The sequence below is a fragment of the Bacteroides graminisolvens genome, from assembly GCF_963666085.1.
In the GTDB taxonomy this organism is placed as follows: Bacteria; Bacteroidota; Bacteroidia; order Bacteroidales; family Bacteroidaceae; genus Bacteroides; species Bacteroides graminisolvens.
Genome location: NZ_OY762556.1, coordinates 2,226,173 through 2,242,052, shown reverse-complemented (window position 1 = coordinate 2,242,052; position 15,880 = coordinate 2,226,173). Strand labels below are relative to the sequence as shown.

The 15,880-nt window shown below is 47.0% G+C and carries 15 protein-coding genes; 8 read left to right on the top strand and 7 right to left on the bottom strand.

Annotated elements, in window-relative coordinates; genetic code table 11:
- Positions 1-325 precede the first annotated feature (325 nt).
- Together ACKPCE_RS09260 and ACKPCE_RS09255 are read left to right on the top strand one after the other, a co-directional pair.
- Positions 326-520: a hypothetical protein gene (locus ACKPCE_RS09260; RefSeq protein WP_319504953.1), complete on the top strand. Its 195-nt coding sequence runs from the start codon at positions 326-328 to the stop codon at positions 518-520.
- Positions 521-649: 129 nt separating this feature from the next.
- Positions 650-3,049 carry a DUF3987 domain-containing protein gene (locus ACKPCE_RS09255; protein WP_319504952.1) on the top strand — a complete coding sequence of 800 codons (2,400 nt, stop codon included), beginning with the start codon at positions 650-652 and terminating at the stop codon, positions 3,047-3,049.
- A 202-nt stretch (positions 3,050-3,251) separates the two neighbouring features.
- On the opposite strand, the gene ACKPCE_RS09250 is transcribed toward ACKPCE_RS09255, so the two are convergent.
- From ACKPCE_RS09250 to ACKPCE_RS09235, 4 genes are all read right to left on the bottom strand, one after another.
- Positions 3,252-3,488, bottom strand: a complete 237-nt coding sequence (locus tag ACKPCE_RS09250) for a DUF4248 domain-containing protein (protein ID WP_024996092.1) — start codon at positions 3,486-3,488, stop codon at positions 3,252-3,254.
- 99 nt (positions 3,489-3,587) lie between these two features.
- On the bottom strand, positions 3,588-3,968 hold the full coding sequence (locus tag ACKPCE_RS09245) for a hypothetical protein (protein WP_319504951.1): 381 nt from the start codon (positions 3,966-3,968) through the stop codon (positions 3,588-3,590).
- A gap of 20 nt (positions 3,969-3,988) precedes the next feature.
- The gene (locus ACKPCE_RS09240; RefSeq protein ID WP_319504950.1) at positions 3,989-4,177 is read right to left on the bottom strand and encodes a hypothetical protein; all 189 of its coding nucleotides are present in this window, start codon (positions 4,175-4,177) and stop codon (positions 3,989-3,991) included.
- 515 nt (positions 4,178-4,692) lie between these two features.
- Positions 4,693-4,926 carry a hypothetical protein gene (locus tag ACKPCE_RS09235; protein WP_319504949.1) on the bottom strand — a complete coding sequence of 78 codons (234 nt, stop codon included), beginning with the start codon at positions 4,924-4,926 and terminating at the stop codon, positions 4,693-4,695.
- Positions 4,927-5,133: 207 nt separating this feature from the next.
- Between ACKPCE_RS09235 and ACKPCE_RS09230 the strand changes: the two genes are divergently transcribed.
- Both ACKPCE_RS09230 and ACKPCE_RS09225 read left to right on the top strand, forming a co-directional pair.
- Positions 5,134-5,631 carry an HU family DNA-binding protein gene (locus ACKPCE_RS09230; RefSeq protein ID WP_319504948.1) on the top strand — a complete coding sequence of 166 codons (498 nt, stop codon included), beginning with the start codon at positions 5,134-5,136 and terminating at the stop codon, positions 5,629-5,631.
- A gap of 100 nt (positions 5,632-5,731) precedes the next feature.
- Positions 5,732-6,166 carry an N-acetylmuramoyl-L-alanine amidase gene (locus ACKPCE_RS09225; RefSeq protein ID WP_319504947.1) on the top strand — a complete coding sequence of 145 codons (435 nt, stop codon included), beginning with the start codon at positions 5,732-5,734 and terminating at the stop codon, positions 6,164-6,166.
- A gap of 291 nt (positions 6,167-6,457) precedes the next feature.
- Here the strand turns inward: ACKPCE_RS09225 and glmS are convergent, their stop codons facing one another.
- The 3 genes from glmS to ACKPCE_RS09210 are packed head-to-tail and all read right to left on the bottom strand — an operon-like array spanning position 6,458 to position 10,998.
- Positions 6,458-8,308, bottom strand: a complete 1,851-nt coding sequence (gene glmS / locus ACKPCE_RS09220; protein WP_319504946.1) for a glutamine--fructose-6-phosphate transaminase (isomerizing) — start codon at positions 8,306-8,308, stop codon at positions 6,458-6,460.
- Positions 8,309-8,315: 7 nt separating this feature from the next.
- Positions 8,316-10,229, bottom strand: coding sequence for a UDP-N-acetylglucosamine 4,6-dehydratase family protein (locus tag ACKPCE_RS09215; protein ID WP_319504945.1), 1,914 nt, complete (start codon positions 10,227-10,229; stop codon positions 8,316-8,318).
- Between the two features lie 19 nt (positions 10,230-10,248).
- Entirely contained in the window at positions 10,249-10,998 is a 750-nt protein-coding gene (locus tag ACKPCE_RS09210; RefSeq protein WP_319504944.1) for a YjbH domain-containing protein, read from the bottom strand.
- 196 nt (positions 10,999-11,194) lie between these two features.
- On the opposite strand from ACKPCE_RS09210, the gene ACKPCE_RS09205 reads away from it, so the two are divergent.
- Genes ACKPCE_RS09205 through ACKPCE_RS09190 form a run of 4 tightly spaced genes read left to right on the top strand, consistent with a single transcriptional unit; the run spans position 11,195 to position 15,880 of the window.
- The gene (locus ACKPCE_RS09205) at positions 11,195-13,636 is read left to right on the top strand and encodes a polysaccharide biosynthesis/export family protein (RefSeq protein ID WP_319504943.1); all 2,442 of its coding nucleotides are present in this window, start codon (positions 11,195-11,197) and stop codon (positions 13,634-13,636) included.
- Positions 13,637-13,644: 8 nt separating this feature from the next.
- On the top strand, positions 13,645-14,751 hold the full coding sequence (locus ACKPCE_RS09200) for a Wzz/FepE/Etk N-terminal domain-containing protein (RefSeq protein WP_319504942.1): 1,107 nt from the start codon (positions 13,645-13,647) through the stop codon (positions 14,749-14,751).
- On the top strand, positions 14,748-15,215 hold the full coding sequence (locus tag ACKPCE_RS09195; RefSeq protein ID WP_319504941.1) for a DUF4494 domain-containing protein: 468 nt from the start codon (positions 14,748-14,750) through the stop codon (positions 15,213-15,215). Before ACKPCE_RS09200 ends, ACKPCE_RS09195 begins: the two co-directional genes overlap by 4 nt.
- A complete protein-coding gene (locus ACKPCE_RS09190; protein ID WP_319504940.1) occupies positions 15,212-15,880 on the top strand; it encodes a YggS family pyridoxal phosphate-dependent enzyme in 669 nt (222 codons plus the stop codon). The genes ACKPCE_RS09195 and ACKPCE_RS09190 overlap by 4 nt, the downstream gene beginning before the upstream one ends.

Sequence of the window (15,880 nt, the reverse complement as noted above, 5' to 3'; positions counted from 1 at the left end):
TGCCGAAATTCCCTAGACCCTATTTGGGCTGTTTTCAGCAGAAAACCTATTCTGTCTTTATACCCCACTTCATATCAAAATAAGGCTAAACTGATTTTTGCTCTTGTTAGAACATCTATCGTCGGCAAAGATAAATTATTTTTTCTTAGAAAACAATGCTTTTTTTTTCATTTTTTTTCCATATAATTACTTTATGTGAATTTATGTAAGTTCCTAAATGAACGTACACATCTGATAACGTGTAGTTTAGAAACACTTTTTTCACTACTTTTGCGCCCCAAACAATAAAAAAGAGACAAAGCAGCTATTCTAAAAACAATAAATAATGAGCGAAAAAAATAAATCGCGTAATGCCAGTAGCATAACCAACCAATTAAAAAACATGTTGGCAATAATCAAAGACTTCCACAAAAATCCCGAAATGATTTCTAATCGAAATGTTCGTATACTACGAAAAATACATAAAATACTCACGGAAATCATCAACATGTTAAATAACCAAAAAAGTGATAAACTATGATTTTTGTACACCAACCACTTTATAACCATCTAAATATAAAGCAATTAACATTTTACAAGTGTACAAAAACAACAGTTTTTGCCAAAAATATTCTTTATACATTTGCATCGAAACTAAATGATATCAATCATGAAACACACTTATTTAAAAGAAGAAAACGCTATGAAAATAACGTATTTCACCAATGTGAGAAGTAAAGTATGCGAAAGCATTAGTTTGAAACATTTTATTGAGCTTACCCGCAACGGTACGTGGCAACGCATCACCGAAGAATACCGACAGGCGTTGGCCGACGGTAACGAGCAGCGGGCCACACGGCTCAAGGGCAACCTGCCGGCCATTGCACCCGCGGGTATTTTCGAGGGCGGACACAGTGCTGCCAACCTGGTGCAGCTTAGCGGACTGGTCGATATCGACATTGACAAGTGCAGCGAGCGGCTCGAAGAAATCCGTGATCTGCTACACCGGCTTCCCTACGTGGTGTACACGCAAGTCAGTCCGTCGAACAACGGAGTGAAGTGCCTCGCGCGGGTCAGCATCAGCCAAGCCTCACAGTATACCCCGCTCTTTCGGCTCATCACCACACACATCAGCAACCACATTCAGTTTCCGTGTGACATGCAGTGCTCGGACGTTAGCCGGTTGCAGTTTGTGTGCCACGACCCCACCGTGTATTACCGTCCCGATGCCATCACCTTTCAGGAACACCTGAACTTGGAAGGTGAATTGCCGGTACAGTTCCCCGAACCGCCACCTGCCACACCGGTACTAACCGATGCAGCAGCTCTGCCCGGCAAAGGAACCGCACTGGCGGTACTCGAAGAGGTACTCCGCGAAATTCCCTTTTTGCGGGGACACCGAAACGAGTGCATGCTACGCTTGGGACAGCGCATACGCGTAAAGGATTTTTCACACGAGGAAGTGGAGAAGATGATTTCCTTAGCCGGTGAGAAGTTGGCTCAACCCGATTTTCCGGAGGAAGAAATACGCCGCACGTTACTATCTGGTTATCAGTATGTTAGCCGTAAGAAAAGTGAAAGCAACAACTCCGCAGAGGGTTCACCAGGGTTCACTTCTCTCGGGGCGAACCCTGCCGCTGGAGAGGACGGTTCCGAAGAAGATGATTTGTTCGATAATACGAACCAATTACGCAACGAGGCACCTTACATTCCCGACGAGGTTTATGAGCAGCTTCCTCCCCTTCTGCAAGAAGTAGTGAAACATCCGCGTACCCGTCGCGAGCGAGACATCATGCTGATGGCCGCCATTAGCAACCTCAGCATTGGTCTGCCTCATGTGAAGCTCAGCTACGCCAACTCTCTGCATGGCACGCAACTCTTTTTTGCCGTTATAGCTCCTGCCGGAGCAGGTAAAGGGTGTGCGTTCAAGGTCAGTGCCATCATCAATGGCGTTCATCGTCATTATGAGAAAATCTATCATATTGAGTTGAAAGAGTTCCAAACCAAAATGCAGGTATGGGACGCCGATCGAGATGCAGCTGTCCGCAAAGGCAACTTTAAGGAGCTGAATCCCAAGCCCGAACCTCCCAAGGGCATCTACATCAACATTGCAGCCAACACATCGAAAAGCCGCATCGTGGAACACCTTTGCAACAACGGACCGCTGGGTGCCGTGATGAACTGTGCCGAGATTGATACCCTCTCCTCCTCCAGTAGTCAGGAGTACGGTAAGTTTGATGATCTGCTGCGTTGCTGCTTTGACGGCGACCGCTACGTAAGCTCTTTCAAAATCAGCAACGAACCCATCTGTGTGGAAGAACCCCGCATGGCGCATTGCCTGGCAGGTACACCCGATCAGTTCGTGCGGTTTATCGGAACGTTGGAAAACGGATTGTACAGTCGCTTCATGCTCATCACCATGGGTAACACCGACGAATGGTTGTCGGCCGCTCCCCGGGAAAATGTGGAAGACAGCAACCTACACTTCGCCCGCTTGTCCGATAGGCTGTTGGAAATTCATCTCATCCTGGATAAAAGTCCTACGCACGTGAACTTTACCGCCGAGCAGTGGGCTATTCACGACGCCTTTTTCAGTGAGAAGCTGAAAGAAGTGCGCGAGCAAGAGAACGATAACATCGATGCCATTGTGAAACGTGCCGGTGTGATGGTGTGCCGCATGGCAGCCCTGTTCACCACCCTGCGCAAGTACGATGAATTCCTGTTGCTGCCCGAGCGTATTTGTGAAGATCGTGATTTTAACAATGCCATGAGCATCATGACTGCCTTGCTGGAACACAGCCTGCTGCTGAGCAGTTCATTTCCGGATGCCAGCAGGAAGAAAGCGAAACCGCTGACTCCTTTTAATAAAATTTCGAACATCATGAAGATTGTACCCGCAACATTTAGCCACAAAGATTTTATAGTAGCAGGAGCTTCACTGGGTATACACCGCAGCACTTGCAAACGACTTATAAAAAAGGCTATAAACTTGGAATACGTCGAGAAACAGGAGGTTTGGTATATCAAAATAGAGAAAGGAGGAAAAAAAAGAAACGCTAAGAGAGAGTGAACCCTGAGTGAACCTCAGCGAACCCCGAAAGCCCCTCCGGTCCGGGTGAGAAACTCCTTTCTCAAAGGACCGGAAAATAATAAATTTTAGTAACACAAAAGCTGCTTTGTCTCTTTATTGAATTGTTTGGAAAACGTCTTTATGTTTTCAAAAAACGCCTTTATGTTTTCGGAAAACATAAAGGCGTTTTTATAAAGTCTGTCTAAGGCTCCCCCAGGAAGTGCGCTATGAGTTCCACCTCCCTTTTGAGAAACACATGCCGGTGTTTGTCATACCCAATGCGTTGCAGTTCTCCCGTGAGTTCCCGGTTTTTGCGTATCCACCTGTACAGTCGTTGCAAGGCCGGTGTGGCACACAAACCCGGTGCATAGAGCATGGCAAGTTCCACCTTGGCATACGATCTGAGGCAGAACACCTCTTCGTTCTTTTCGTCTTTCATACTTATTTTATTACCAATTATTCTTCCATAAAGATAATAAAATAAGGGGTTTTAAGCAAGTATATTGTCAAATACTTGACAAGAATTTCACAAAAGGCACTATATCTCTGCTAACACTGGCTTTTTCGAGAGCCTCCATATATTCACTTCTTCTTTCAATAGTGAGAATAATGTGCTCATTGCATCACGTAGTGCATCGGGATTGAGAGGTGTGTGCATAGAATTACGTATATAAACCTGATGTGAACGATAACCCACAACATCCGAAGGTTTGATAATGCCGGCTGTCACACAGGGCATAAACATTTCACTGTGCCATATCAACAAATCGCGTTCTGCTATTTCAGCACTATCTTCGCCCTGAAAAATAGCGGAAACACTCTTCTTTACCGCTTGAAAAGCTTGCCAATAACCACGTGCTGCCAGTGCATTTTTCGCATCCAGATCATCCTTATCCGGCTTCCATTCACCGCTTCTCACTTTATTTATTAATTCATCTGTTACACGGTACCCTTCAATAGAAAGAGAATGATAGGCATCATCGTTTCCCTTATCTCATCGGCGAAATCACTTCTTCCTATGTTGCGGAATGCCCCTATGACCCGCCCCGCCCGAACCGTCTGTCCGGTATCAATCAAGATTTTTATTATATCCGAGGGATCGGTTATCATGGCCAATGCTGTTCGCATCGTAAGCGGATCATTGCCATACATTGACGGTGCAGCTACAATAATAGCCTCAGAAAGTGTATAAAGATTTAACTTATACCTATTGTTCCTATCTATTTTTACCGGTATTTCTGCCGAGAGCACCACTCATTTCCATATCTTTCGTTAGCATATCTTGAGATGAAATTCCAAAAAGAAGCATACCATGCAGTAGTATCTCCAGGCAGTTCGGTTATGTTTGCCATAATTTCATTTGTATCAATACACGTAATTAAACCCGTTGAATAACACGTTTATTAAAACGTTGCATTACACGTTTATTATGCAAATATAATCATTTATTTAAAAGACTAACATGTTTTTAAGTAAATGAGCATAATTAGTTTATCTACTATCAGAGACCTAATGACACAACAGTACATATTTTTGTCTAATCAATAAAAAGTAATAAAAAAGTGGGAGTTGATTCCCGGAAAAAAACCGTTCATCAACTCCCGTCAACCTCAAGCATTGTCTTTTCTATCTCATTCGTTTTATTATTTGGGATCTCTGGCGTCTAGTATCATCTTTTTCTGATTCAGAAACTCAACTTTTTCCTCATCCGTATCGAATATGATCAGTTCATACTGGCCTATCTTTTTTACGTGAACAATTTCATCATGTTCTATCTTGGTAATGTTCTTCACTTCAAAATTGGGAATAAAAAGTGCGTTAGGGTACATTAATGTTAAGTCACTGATCTTTATCAACCAAATAAGTTCTTTTTTCATTGTATTACATTGAATATTTATAATAAAATAGCGAAAGCAAATATAGCTATATTTTTCATAAAATCAGCATATCGTTTCTATCTATTTCATCAAACTTCATCAATTCCCATCAAACGCCATCAAACGCCGTCATTGAGGGTTGCCGCCTGTCGTACCTTTACAGAGTCATAAAGAAACATAAGTATTCACGTTTAAAGATTTAAGATTATGTCAAATTCAGTCAATTACTCTGTAGTGGAGCGCAAGAACCCTTCCAAGAAGGATGCTCCGTTAAAATTTTACGCCCAGGCGCAATCCAACGGCGATGTAGATACCGACGAGATGGCTCGTCGTATTGAGAAGTCGTGTACCGTAACCCGCGCCGATGTCAATGCGGTATTAACAGCACTGGAAGATACCATAGTAGAAGGATTGCAGAAAGGCGAGATTGTTCGCTTGGGTAATCTCGGTAACTTCCAGATTGGTCTGAGCAGCAAAGGAGCCGATACCGCCAAAGAGTTCAGCGTAAGTATGATTCAGAGTGCGAAGATCAATTTCCGTGCCGGCAGTGCTTTGAGAAATGCGGTACACGGACTGAGCTACAGCCGCGTGCGCACCATTCAGGCGCAGAAAGAAACCGGTCAGAAGACAGACCCTACCCTGCCGGTTGATCCCGTTGACCCCACCAATCCCGGTGGAGAAGACGTGGACGACCCCAACGGTTAATCCCAGTATTCACCCTTTAATACATGAAGAAGATGAGAAAAGTAATTCAGTTGCTAGTTGAGTGCGTTATCGTGCTGCTTCCGTTTTTCAAGAAGAGAATATGCGAACCATCGATCTCATCGTAGTGCATTGCTCCGCCACGCGCGAAGACCGGCCTTTCAGCCGTGAAGCCCTTGAAGCCGCCCATCGTGCGCGCGGCTTCAGCGGCATCGGCTACCACTTCTACGTGCGCAGAGACGGCCGCATTGAGAGTTGCCGGCCGGTAGAATTTCCGGGTGCACATGCCCAAGGTTACAACACCCGTAGCATCGGTATCTGCTACGAAGGCGGACTCAACACCCGCGGTGACCCTGCCGATACCCGTACCGAGTGGCAGAAGCACTCCCTGAAGGTACTCATCAAAGCCCTCCTGATGGATCACCCCGGTAGCCGCGTGTGCGGCCATAGGGACCTCAGTCCCGACCTCAACGGAAACGGTAAGGTTGATCCCTGGGAGAGATTGAAAGAATGCCCGTGCTATGACGTTTCGTTATAAAAATCTAAAAAAGCAGCCCAAATTGTTGGCTGCTTTTTTTTATTCACTATATTTGCGCGTTGTAGTTTGCTAAGGGCATTGCATCTACATATTTTAAACTATCATCTCAATAAACAAGTCTCCGTTTACCGGAGCATCAACCTTGGTGTTCCGGTGGCTGGGCTTTTCAATCTTAATCTAAATAAATGGGAGTTGACTCCCGGAAAAACCGTTCATCAACTCCCTCAGAATCCTCCTTAATTAAAAACTATCATCTTAAACAAGCTTATTTGGAGAACTCCTTTTTATCTTCTATTCCACCGTCACACTCTTTGCGAGGTTACGAGGCTGGTCCACATCCAATCCTTTCATCACCGCTACATGGTAAGCCAGTAGCTGCAAAGGAATCACGGTTAAGAGTGGAGAGAGGCAAGCCAGTGTAGCGGGTACTTCGATGACATTATCAGCCAATCCTTTCACCACCTCGTCACCCTCCGTTACGATAGCCAGAATGCGACCTTTGCGGGCCTTTACTTCCTGAATGTTACTCAACATCTTTTCGTAAAGCTGGTGATGCGTGGCAATAACCACCACCGGCATCTCCGCATCCACCAAAGCGATGGGACCGTGTTTCATCTCGGCAGCCGGATAGCCCTCGGCATGAATGTAACTGATTTCTTTTAATTTCAAAGCACCTTCCAATGCCACGGGGAAGTTATACCCACGGCCCAGGTAGATAAAGTTACGGGCATAGGTGTAACATTTGGCCAACTCGGCAATAATCTGATCACACACCAACATACGCTCCATCTTATCGGGAATCACAGCCAGCTCCGCTACGGTTTCTTCGTATTCGGCTGTTGAGATGGTTTGCTTTTCTTTACCCAGACACAGAGCCAGCATGGTAAGCACCGTAAGCTGTCCCGTAAAGGCTTTGGTAGAAGCTACACCGATTTCGGGACCCACATGTATGTACGTACCCGTATCTGTAGTTCTTGCAATGGACGAACCGACCGCGTTGACGATACCAAAGATAAAGGCTCCTCTTTCCTTGGCCAGGCTGATAGCGGCCAAGGTATCTGCCGTTTCGCCCGATTGGGAAATAGCTATTACCACATCTTGGGCATCAATGACGGGATTCCGGTAACGAAACTCCGAAGCGTATTCCACTTCCACCGGCACCTTGGCAAAGGTTTCAATCATCTGCTTACCTATCAAGCCTGCGTGCCAGGAAGTACCGCAAGAGACAATGATGACGCGCTTGGCATTCAGCAGGCGTTCGCGGTGATGGGTTACTGCCGATAGCACCACCCGTTTTTCTTGTTCCAGCAAGCGGCCGCGCATGCAGTCTTTCATGGCTTGCGCCTGCTCGTAAATTTCTTTGAGCATGAAATGCGGATAGCCTCCTTTTTCGAGCAGACCGATGTTCATTTCAATGCATTGCACATCGGGATCCACCGATTCATTCTTCAAGTTGCAGATCTGCATCTCCTCGCCACGTTTCAGCACCACGATCTCTTCGTCGTTGAGGTACACCACGTTTTGGGTGTATTCAACCAGAGGGGTTGCATCCGAGGCTATAAAGAACTCTTGGTTGCCTTCACCCAAACCGATAACCAGCGGACTGCTTTTGCGTGCCGCAATGACCTGATCGGGGTGGTCTTTATCGACCAATACAATGGCGTATGCACCTATGACCTGATTCAGTGCCAGACGCACAGCTGATACCGTGTCCACACCCTGTTTTTCTTTTACATATTCAATAAACTGCACCAATACCTCGGTATCGGTTTCGCTTTTGAAAGTAAATCCGAGTTTGGAAAGCCGCTCTTTGATGACCGAATAATTTTCGATGATGCCGTTGTGCACCAACGCCAACTTACCCGATTGTGAAGTATGCGGGTGGGCATTGCCCGACGACGGAATGCCGTGGGTAGCCCAGCGCGTATGCGCGATGCCCAAGGTTCCCGAAAGGTCACTGCTGGTTAACGTTTCTTCCAAATGAGCCACTTTCCCTTCTTTCTTGTACACATTGAGCGTGTCCAGTTGCGAAAGAAGTGCTACTCCGGTGCTGTCGTATCCCCTGTATTCCAGTCTTTTTAAACCCTTAATCAAGACAGGAAAGGCCTGTCGTGTTCCAATATATCCTACTATTCCACACATATATAGTTTATTTATCTAACTCTTCAAAACGTGAATTACGCGAAATAAATTCCGGTACTATTTGTTTCATCAGGGCTACCGTAGGTATTACCTCTACGTTACGCGAAAGCGCATCGAACCGTTCATAATCAGCTAAGATGTCACTGTATTCGTACCGGCGCACCTTGGCAATCATAATTTTTTTATGCGGCGTAGGGAGTGTATTTTCTTCGTTGCTGAGAACTTCTTCATAGAGTTTTTCACCCGGACGCAAGCCCGTGAATTCGATCTTAATATCCTCATAGGGTATATAGCCCGCCAGTTCAATCATGCGGGTAGCTAAGTCTACAATCTTCACAGCTTTACCCATTTCAAACACAAAGATTTCATTGCCCTTTCCCATGGTGCCCGCTTCGAGCACCAAACGACAAGCTTCGGGTATGGTCATAAAGAAACGGATGATATCCGGATGGGTAACCGTTACCGGGCCACCGTTTTCAATTTGCTCCTTGAAACGAGGAATCACCGAACCATTGCTGCCCAACACATTGCCGAAACGAGTGGTGATAAATTGGGTATGACCCTTTACTTTGTCCTCACGGATGGCCGTACCCAAACTTTGCACATAGATTTCCGCCAAACGCTTGGAGGCTCCCATTACATTGGTGGGGTTTACGGCCTTGTCCGTAGAAACCATAATCATTTTCTCGGCACCGTACTCCAAAGCCAGATCCGCCACCTGACGCGACCCGATGACGTTAACCAATACGGCCTCGCAAGGGTTTTCCTCCATCAACGGCACGTGTTTATAAGCTGCTGCATGGAACACCACCTGCGGATGGTATTTTTCAAACAACATGCGCAGACGTTTTTCAATGCGCACATCGCCAATAATGGGTTCAAACTTTAAATCGGGGTAGCAACGCTCCATCTCCAAGCGGAGGTTGTGCAACGGGGTTTCTGCCGAATCAAACAGCAACAGCCGCTTGACGTGCATACCTGCCAGCTGGCGGCAAAGCTCACTGCCGATACTGCCTGCCGCACCGGTAACCAGCACCACTTTACCACTGAACTCCGTTTCCACCTCGGTCATGTTGATTTCAATTTCATCACGCCCCAAGAGGTCTTCAATGCGAAGTTCCGGTATGCTGCGATTGCACACCTTACCGTCTTTCAATTCATCCATGGAAGGCAGCATCAGCATACGTACCTTGGCCCGGGTGCAATAACGAATCAGGCGATCCTGCTCTTTCTCTACATCGGCATGACGGGTAAAAAGAACGTATTTGATTTGGCGATCGAGCACCAATTGTTTGAATTCATCGTAATTCTTAGCCGGATAAACCATTTGCCCGCCAATACGGAGGCTATTGGTGCGATTCGGTGAAAGGTATCCCTCCACCTCGTAACGTCCCAGTTTGGAAGTCAAGGAATGGTTCAAAGCCATGGTATCCTGAGGACCCATGTAAACCAGCAATTTATCTCGATTGCCCGATATGCGGTTCATTATGAAACGATAGGCAGTGGTTAACGTTACACGGAAACCTACTAAGAAGAAAAAGGTCAAACTAAAGTCGATAACCAAGCCGATAAAATAAAAGCGGGAGGTGACTTGAGTCAAGATATACCCCACCAAAGGAGCCATACACAGTATTTTCAGCAAGGCACTGATAGCCAGCCGCCCCACTTCCATTAAACCGGAATGGCGGATAATCCCTTTGTAGGTACCTAGTAAGATAAAGCTAAGTGCACTACCGCCCAGGGCTGTAACCATGCCCAGCAAGAATTGATTCAGTGTAAAGTCCGTTTGACTGACATACACAATAAAAAGCAAAGCAATGAAACTACTGAAACCCGATATAATAAGGTCAGTCGAGAAAACAACCCAGCGGTTGATGTACTTGAAGTTTAATAAAACTTTTAAAACAGATCGTTTATTCATAAGTAAAGTGTATACGGTATTATTTGAGATGTACTTTGAAGTAAACACCTACCGAGGGATATTTACATTCAGTCAGTTCTGTTACAATATTGATATGGTCTTTCCAAATGCGATAACTTAACCCGCAGTTCAGACGACGAGAATCATATTCCGCCATTATATTCAGCTGTGCATGAAAACGCGGCGACCAATTGGTTCCCAATGCCATCCCATTGAGCGGATAATCTGAACGATTATTATACACGTAAGCTGCATGTAATCCTAGTTCACCATAGAAATTAAAATGTTTTGTAGCTGCTAAGTACCAGCGATTCCAAAAGCCATTTCCCAAGCTACTAGTTTCTAAATATTCATTGGCTTTAAAACTAGCACTAGTTAACACATCATTACTTCCTACTACTACCGCCGGCATGTGTTGCCAGAATTGCCCCTCTTTGATAGCACGTAGGCGTACGCTGAATTGACGATCCTGGTTACGATATTTTTCTGGCAAGCCCATACCAGGCATGGCAAATTTAAAGAGGGTACAGGTATAACCCACTTCCAAAAACGGGAACATGGTGATGTTAATATAATAATTATAAGTAGGGTAATCCCATTTGGTAGGGGTAGCCTGTTCGTGTAAATAAGAGCCGCCCAGCATAAAGGTTTTGTCACGCTGCATGTCTGCCGTAGGCATGTGCAGCAAACCGGTGGTTCCGTACGGAAACTGAGCAAAGATTGACAGGCTCAGGGAAGACAAAAAAACAAATATACGGAATCTTTTCATACGTAGCAGATTAGTTTTCTTTGATAATTATGCCGCAAAAATAAGACAGTTTAAGCCAGAAACCAAATAAAACAAAACATTTTTTTGCTTTTTTTCTTTTTACGTCTCCAACGCTTTATTTATTAAAAGATTATATTACCTTTGCCTCGCTAAATGGTAACGAACAGCACATTTTTAATTTTAAACGAAAAGATCTATGCAACGATTTATCACCCTACTGCTTTTCTTATTCGCCTTCGGCTCTTTGATCTCAGCCCAGCAACTATCTGATGATCAGGTGATTCAGTATGTAAAAGAGGCGCAAAGACAGGGGAAAACACAAAAACAGATGACCACCGAACTGGCTGCCAAAGGGGTTACTGCCGAACAGGTGGAACGCATTAAAAGCAAATACCAGAACCAACAACAGCAAGAGGATAAAAAAAACAATTTTTCATTCTCTTCGCGACAGCGAAAGCAAGGCGTTGAGACGCCTCTTGCAACCCAGGATAAACGGAAAGCAACTACCGGAGCAGACGCTGAAGAAGGGGAAGAGTTATTGACAGAACAGAATAAGGATACCGAATTGCCGGAAAATCAAATTTTCGGGCATAACATTTTCACGAATTCCAACCTGACCTTTGAGCCGAATGTCAACATGGCCACGCCCACCAACTACAAACTGGGACCGGGTGATGAGGTGATTATTGACGTATGGGGGGTGTCTGAAAACAGCATCCGGCAAACCATCTCTCCGGAAGGAAGCATTCTGGTGAGTAACATCGGACCGGTGTACCTCAGCGGTATGACGGTGAAAGAGGCCAACAGCTACCTGCAACGGGAGTTTGCCAAGATCTATTCGGGCATTGCAGGGGCAAGACCCAGCTCGCAAGTGAAACTGACCCTGGGGCAGATACGTTCCATTCAGATCAGTATCATGGGGGAGGTAACGGTACCGGGCACCTACACGCTCTCATCATTCTCATCGGTGTTTCACGCCTTGTATCGCGCCGGCGGAGTGAACCGCATCGGTAGCCTGCGCAGCATCAAAGTGGTTCGTTCAGGGCGTACGGTGGCCGATCTGGATGTGTATGACTTTATCCTGAAAGGAAAAATGAAGGATGATGTGCGCCTGCAAGAGGGCGATGTGATCATTGTAAACCCGTATGACTGCCTGGTAAAGATTACCGGTAAAGCCAAACGGCCGATGTTTTACGAAATGAAAAACACAGAGTCCATCAGTACCTTATTGAAATATGCGGGTGGATTTGCGGGTGATGCCTATAAAAAAGCGGTACGCCTGATACGCAAAAGCGGACAGGAACACCAAGTGTTCAACATTGACGAAATGGATTACTCGGTCTTTAAGCTGGCCGATGGCGACCAGGTGATGGTAGATTCGGTACTGGAACGCTTCGAGAACCGCGTGGAGATCAAAGGTGCGGTGTTCCGCCCGGGGCTGTACCAGGTGGATGGAGATGTGAACACGGTGAAACGCCTGATTCAAAAGGCGGAAGGGCTGCGCGGGGATGCGTTTATGAACCGGGCGGTGATTTACCGCGAAAACGAGGACCTGAGCCGCGAGGTGCTGCAGGTGAACTTGCGGGCACTGATGCAGGGTACCCTGCCGGATATTCCGCTGCAACGCAACGACGTGTTGTACATTGCCGGGCTAACCGACCTGAAAGAGGAAGGCACACTGACCATTCACGGCGAGGTAGGGGCACCAGGCACGTACCTGTATGCGGATAACATGTCTGTGGAAGACCTGATTCTGCAGGCAGGTGGGTTGCTGGAAGCAGCATCTACCGCACGCATCGACGTAACACGACGCATCAAGGATCCTAAAAATGCACAATACAATAAAACGGTTGGAAAAACATTCTCGTTTGAATTCAAAGACGGGTACCTGGTGGGTGACAGTGCTTTCTTCCAACTGAAACCTTTTGACGAGGTGTATGTACGCAGAAGTCCGGCTTACCGCACGCAACAGAACGTCAGCGTAAACGGTGAGGTGTTGTTTGCCGGTACGTATGCCCTTTCCAAAAAGAACGAACGACTCAGTGACCTCATTGGCAAAGCAGGTGGTGTAACGCCTGATGCGTACGTAAAAGGGGCGCGATTGATACGGAAAATGACAGAAGAGGAACACAAGCGTCAGGAAGACTTACTGAAGCTGGCACAAAAAAGTGGTAAGGATTCCATTGCTGCCGATGTGCTGGAAGCGCCCGACACCTACGTGGTGGGTATTGACCTGCAAAAAGCGCTGGGCAGACCGAACTCCAGCGATGACCTGGTGCTGCGCGAAGGGGATGTGCTGTTTGTACCGGAATTCATCAATACGGTAAAAATCAGCGGTGAGGTGATGTACCCCAACACGGTGCTCTACCAAAAAGACAAGGGATTGAAATATTACTTGGAACAGGCAGGAGGCTACAGCGAGAAGGCCAAGAAAAGAAGTGCCTACGTGGTGCACCTCAACGGAACGGTGGCACAGTTGAAAGGAAACAGCGCGAACGACATAGAACCGGGAAGCGAAATAGTGATACCCACCAAGGAGGAAGGTAAGAAGATGACCTTGGCGCAAACCATTTCCATAGGAACTTCTATCGCTTCCTTGGCATCCGTAATTACCTCTTTGATTTACTTATTGAAATAGAACAAACGATGGAAAACAACATAACACCTGCAGAAAACCCGCTACAGCAGGAACAAGAACAGGAAATAGATTTACTGGAACTGGCCCAGAAAGTATGGGCGGAGCGGAAACTGGTAATTAAGGTTTGCGCTATAGCCGCCGTGGTAGGCGTTGTCGTAGCATTCAGCATACCCAAAGAATATACAGCCAGCATGAAACTGGCACCCGAAACCACCGGTAAAACTCCGGGAGGAGGCATGGGGGCACTGGCGGCAATGGCGGGCATCAACTTGGGGAGCTCATCAGGGCAGGATGCTTTGTCACCAGACCTCTACCCGGACATTGTAAGCTCTACCCCCTTCCTGACAGGACTGTTTGATGTAAACGTAACCACGCAAGACGGTAGTGTCAAAACATCACTCTACGAATACATGAAAGAACACCAGCGAAAGCCCTGGTGGGGCAGTGTACTCTCCGCTCCTTTTAAAGCATTGGGTTGGGGTATGTCTCTGTTTCGTGAGACGGAAAAAGACGCACCGGCAGGCAGTAAAGTAGATCCGTTTAAATTGACACCCAAGCAGGCCGGAATTGTAAACGCACTAAGTAGCCGCATTTCGGTATCTGTTGAAAAGAAAACAGGAGTCACTACCTTATCCGTACAGATGCAGGACCCGGTGATTTCTGCGGCACTAACGGATACGGTAATGCACCGCTTACAGAATTACATAACGGACTATCGCACCAACAAAGCACGCCACGACCTGGCCTTTACCGAAAAGTTATACAAGGAAGCCAAAGAGAATTACTACACGGCACAACAACGCTATGCCCGTAACGTAGACGGTAACCTGGATGTGATTCTGCAAAGTTACCGCAGCGAGCAGGAACGGTTGCAGAACGAAATGACCCTAGCCTACGGGGTGTACAACCAGCTGGCACAGCAATTGCAGATGGCCAAAGCCAAGGTGCAGGAGATTACACCGGTGTACACCGTGGTGCAACCTGCCGTGGTTCCGTTAAGACCGATAAAGCCTAACAAGATGACTATACTTTTCGGCTTTGTATTCTTGGCAGTAGCGGGTAGTTCGATGTGGATTTTATATGGAAGAGATTTACTTAAAAAGTTAAAAAGATGACACATACATGGTTTGAATGCAAAATTCGCTACGAGAAGATGATGGAAAACGGCATGAACAAAAAGGTGACGGAACCGTACCTGGTGGATGCCCTGAGTTTTACGGAAGCGGAAGCACGCATCATTGAGGAGATGACTCCTTTTATTACGGGGGAGTTTACGGTATCGGACATTAAACGCGCCAACTACAGCGAGCTGTTTGCCAGCGAAGAGGATGCAGCCGACCGCTGGTTCCGATGCAAACTGCTGTTTATCACGCTCGACGAGAAGAGCGGAGCGGAGAAGAAAACGGCTACCAACGTATTGGTGCAGGCAGCCGACTTGCGCGACGCGGTGAAGAAGCTGGACGAGGGAATGAAGGGTACCATGGCCGATTACCAGATTGCTTCGGTAGCGGAAACGGCTATCATGGATATCTATCCGTACAGCGCGGAACCTAACGATGAACCGGAGTTTCAGGGATGAGTATTGCAGAGAATCTGAAAGGGGTGCAACAGGACTTGCCCGAAGGGGTGAGGCTGGTGGCGGTATCGAAGTTTCACCCGGTGGAGGCGCTCAACGAGGCGTACGCTGCGGGGCAACGGGTGTTCGGTGAGAGCCGGGTACAGGAGATGTGCGCCAAGCAGGAGGTGATGCCTGCGGATGTGGAATGGCACTTCATAGGGCATCTGCAAACCAACAAGATTAAGTATATGTTGCCGTTCGTGAGCCTGATTCACGGCATCGATTCGTATCGGTTGCTGGAGGAGGTGAACAAACAGGCTGCCCGTGCCGGACGGGTGATTAACTGCCTGCTGCAACTGTACATTGCGCAGGAGGAGACGAAATTCGGATTCAGCCCGGAGGAGTGTCGCAGCATGCTCGCCGCAGGCGAATGGAGAAACCTGACGAACGTGCGGGTGTGCGGACTGATGGGCATGGCGAGCAACACGGACAACGGTGAACAAATAAGCCGGGAGTTTCGTTCTCTGCACGGGTTCTTCAACGAGGTGAAGGCGGAGTTCTTTGCGGAATGTCCGGAGTTCAGGGAGTTGTCCATGGGCATGTCTCACGATTACCGCCTGGCGGTAGCGGAAGGCAGCACGCTGGTACGCGTAGGAAGCCGCATCTTCGGAGAACGGGTGTATTGA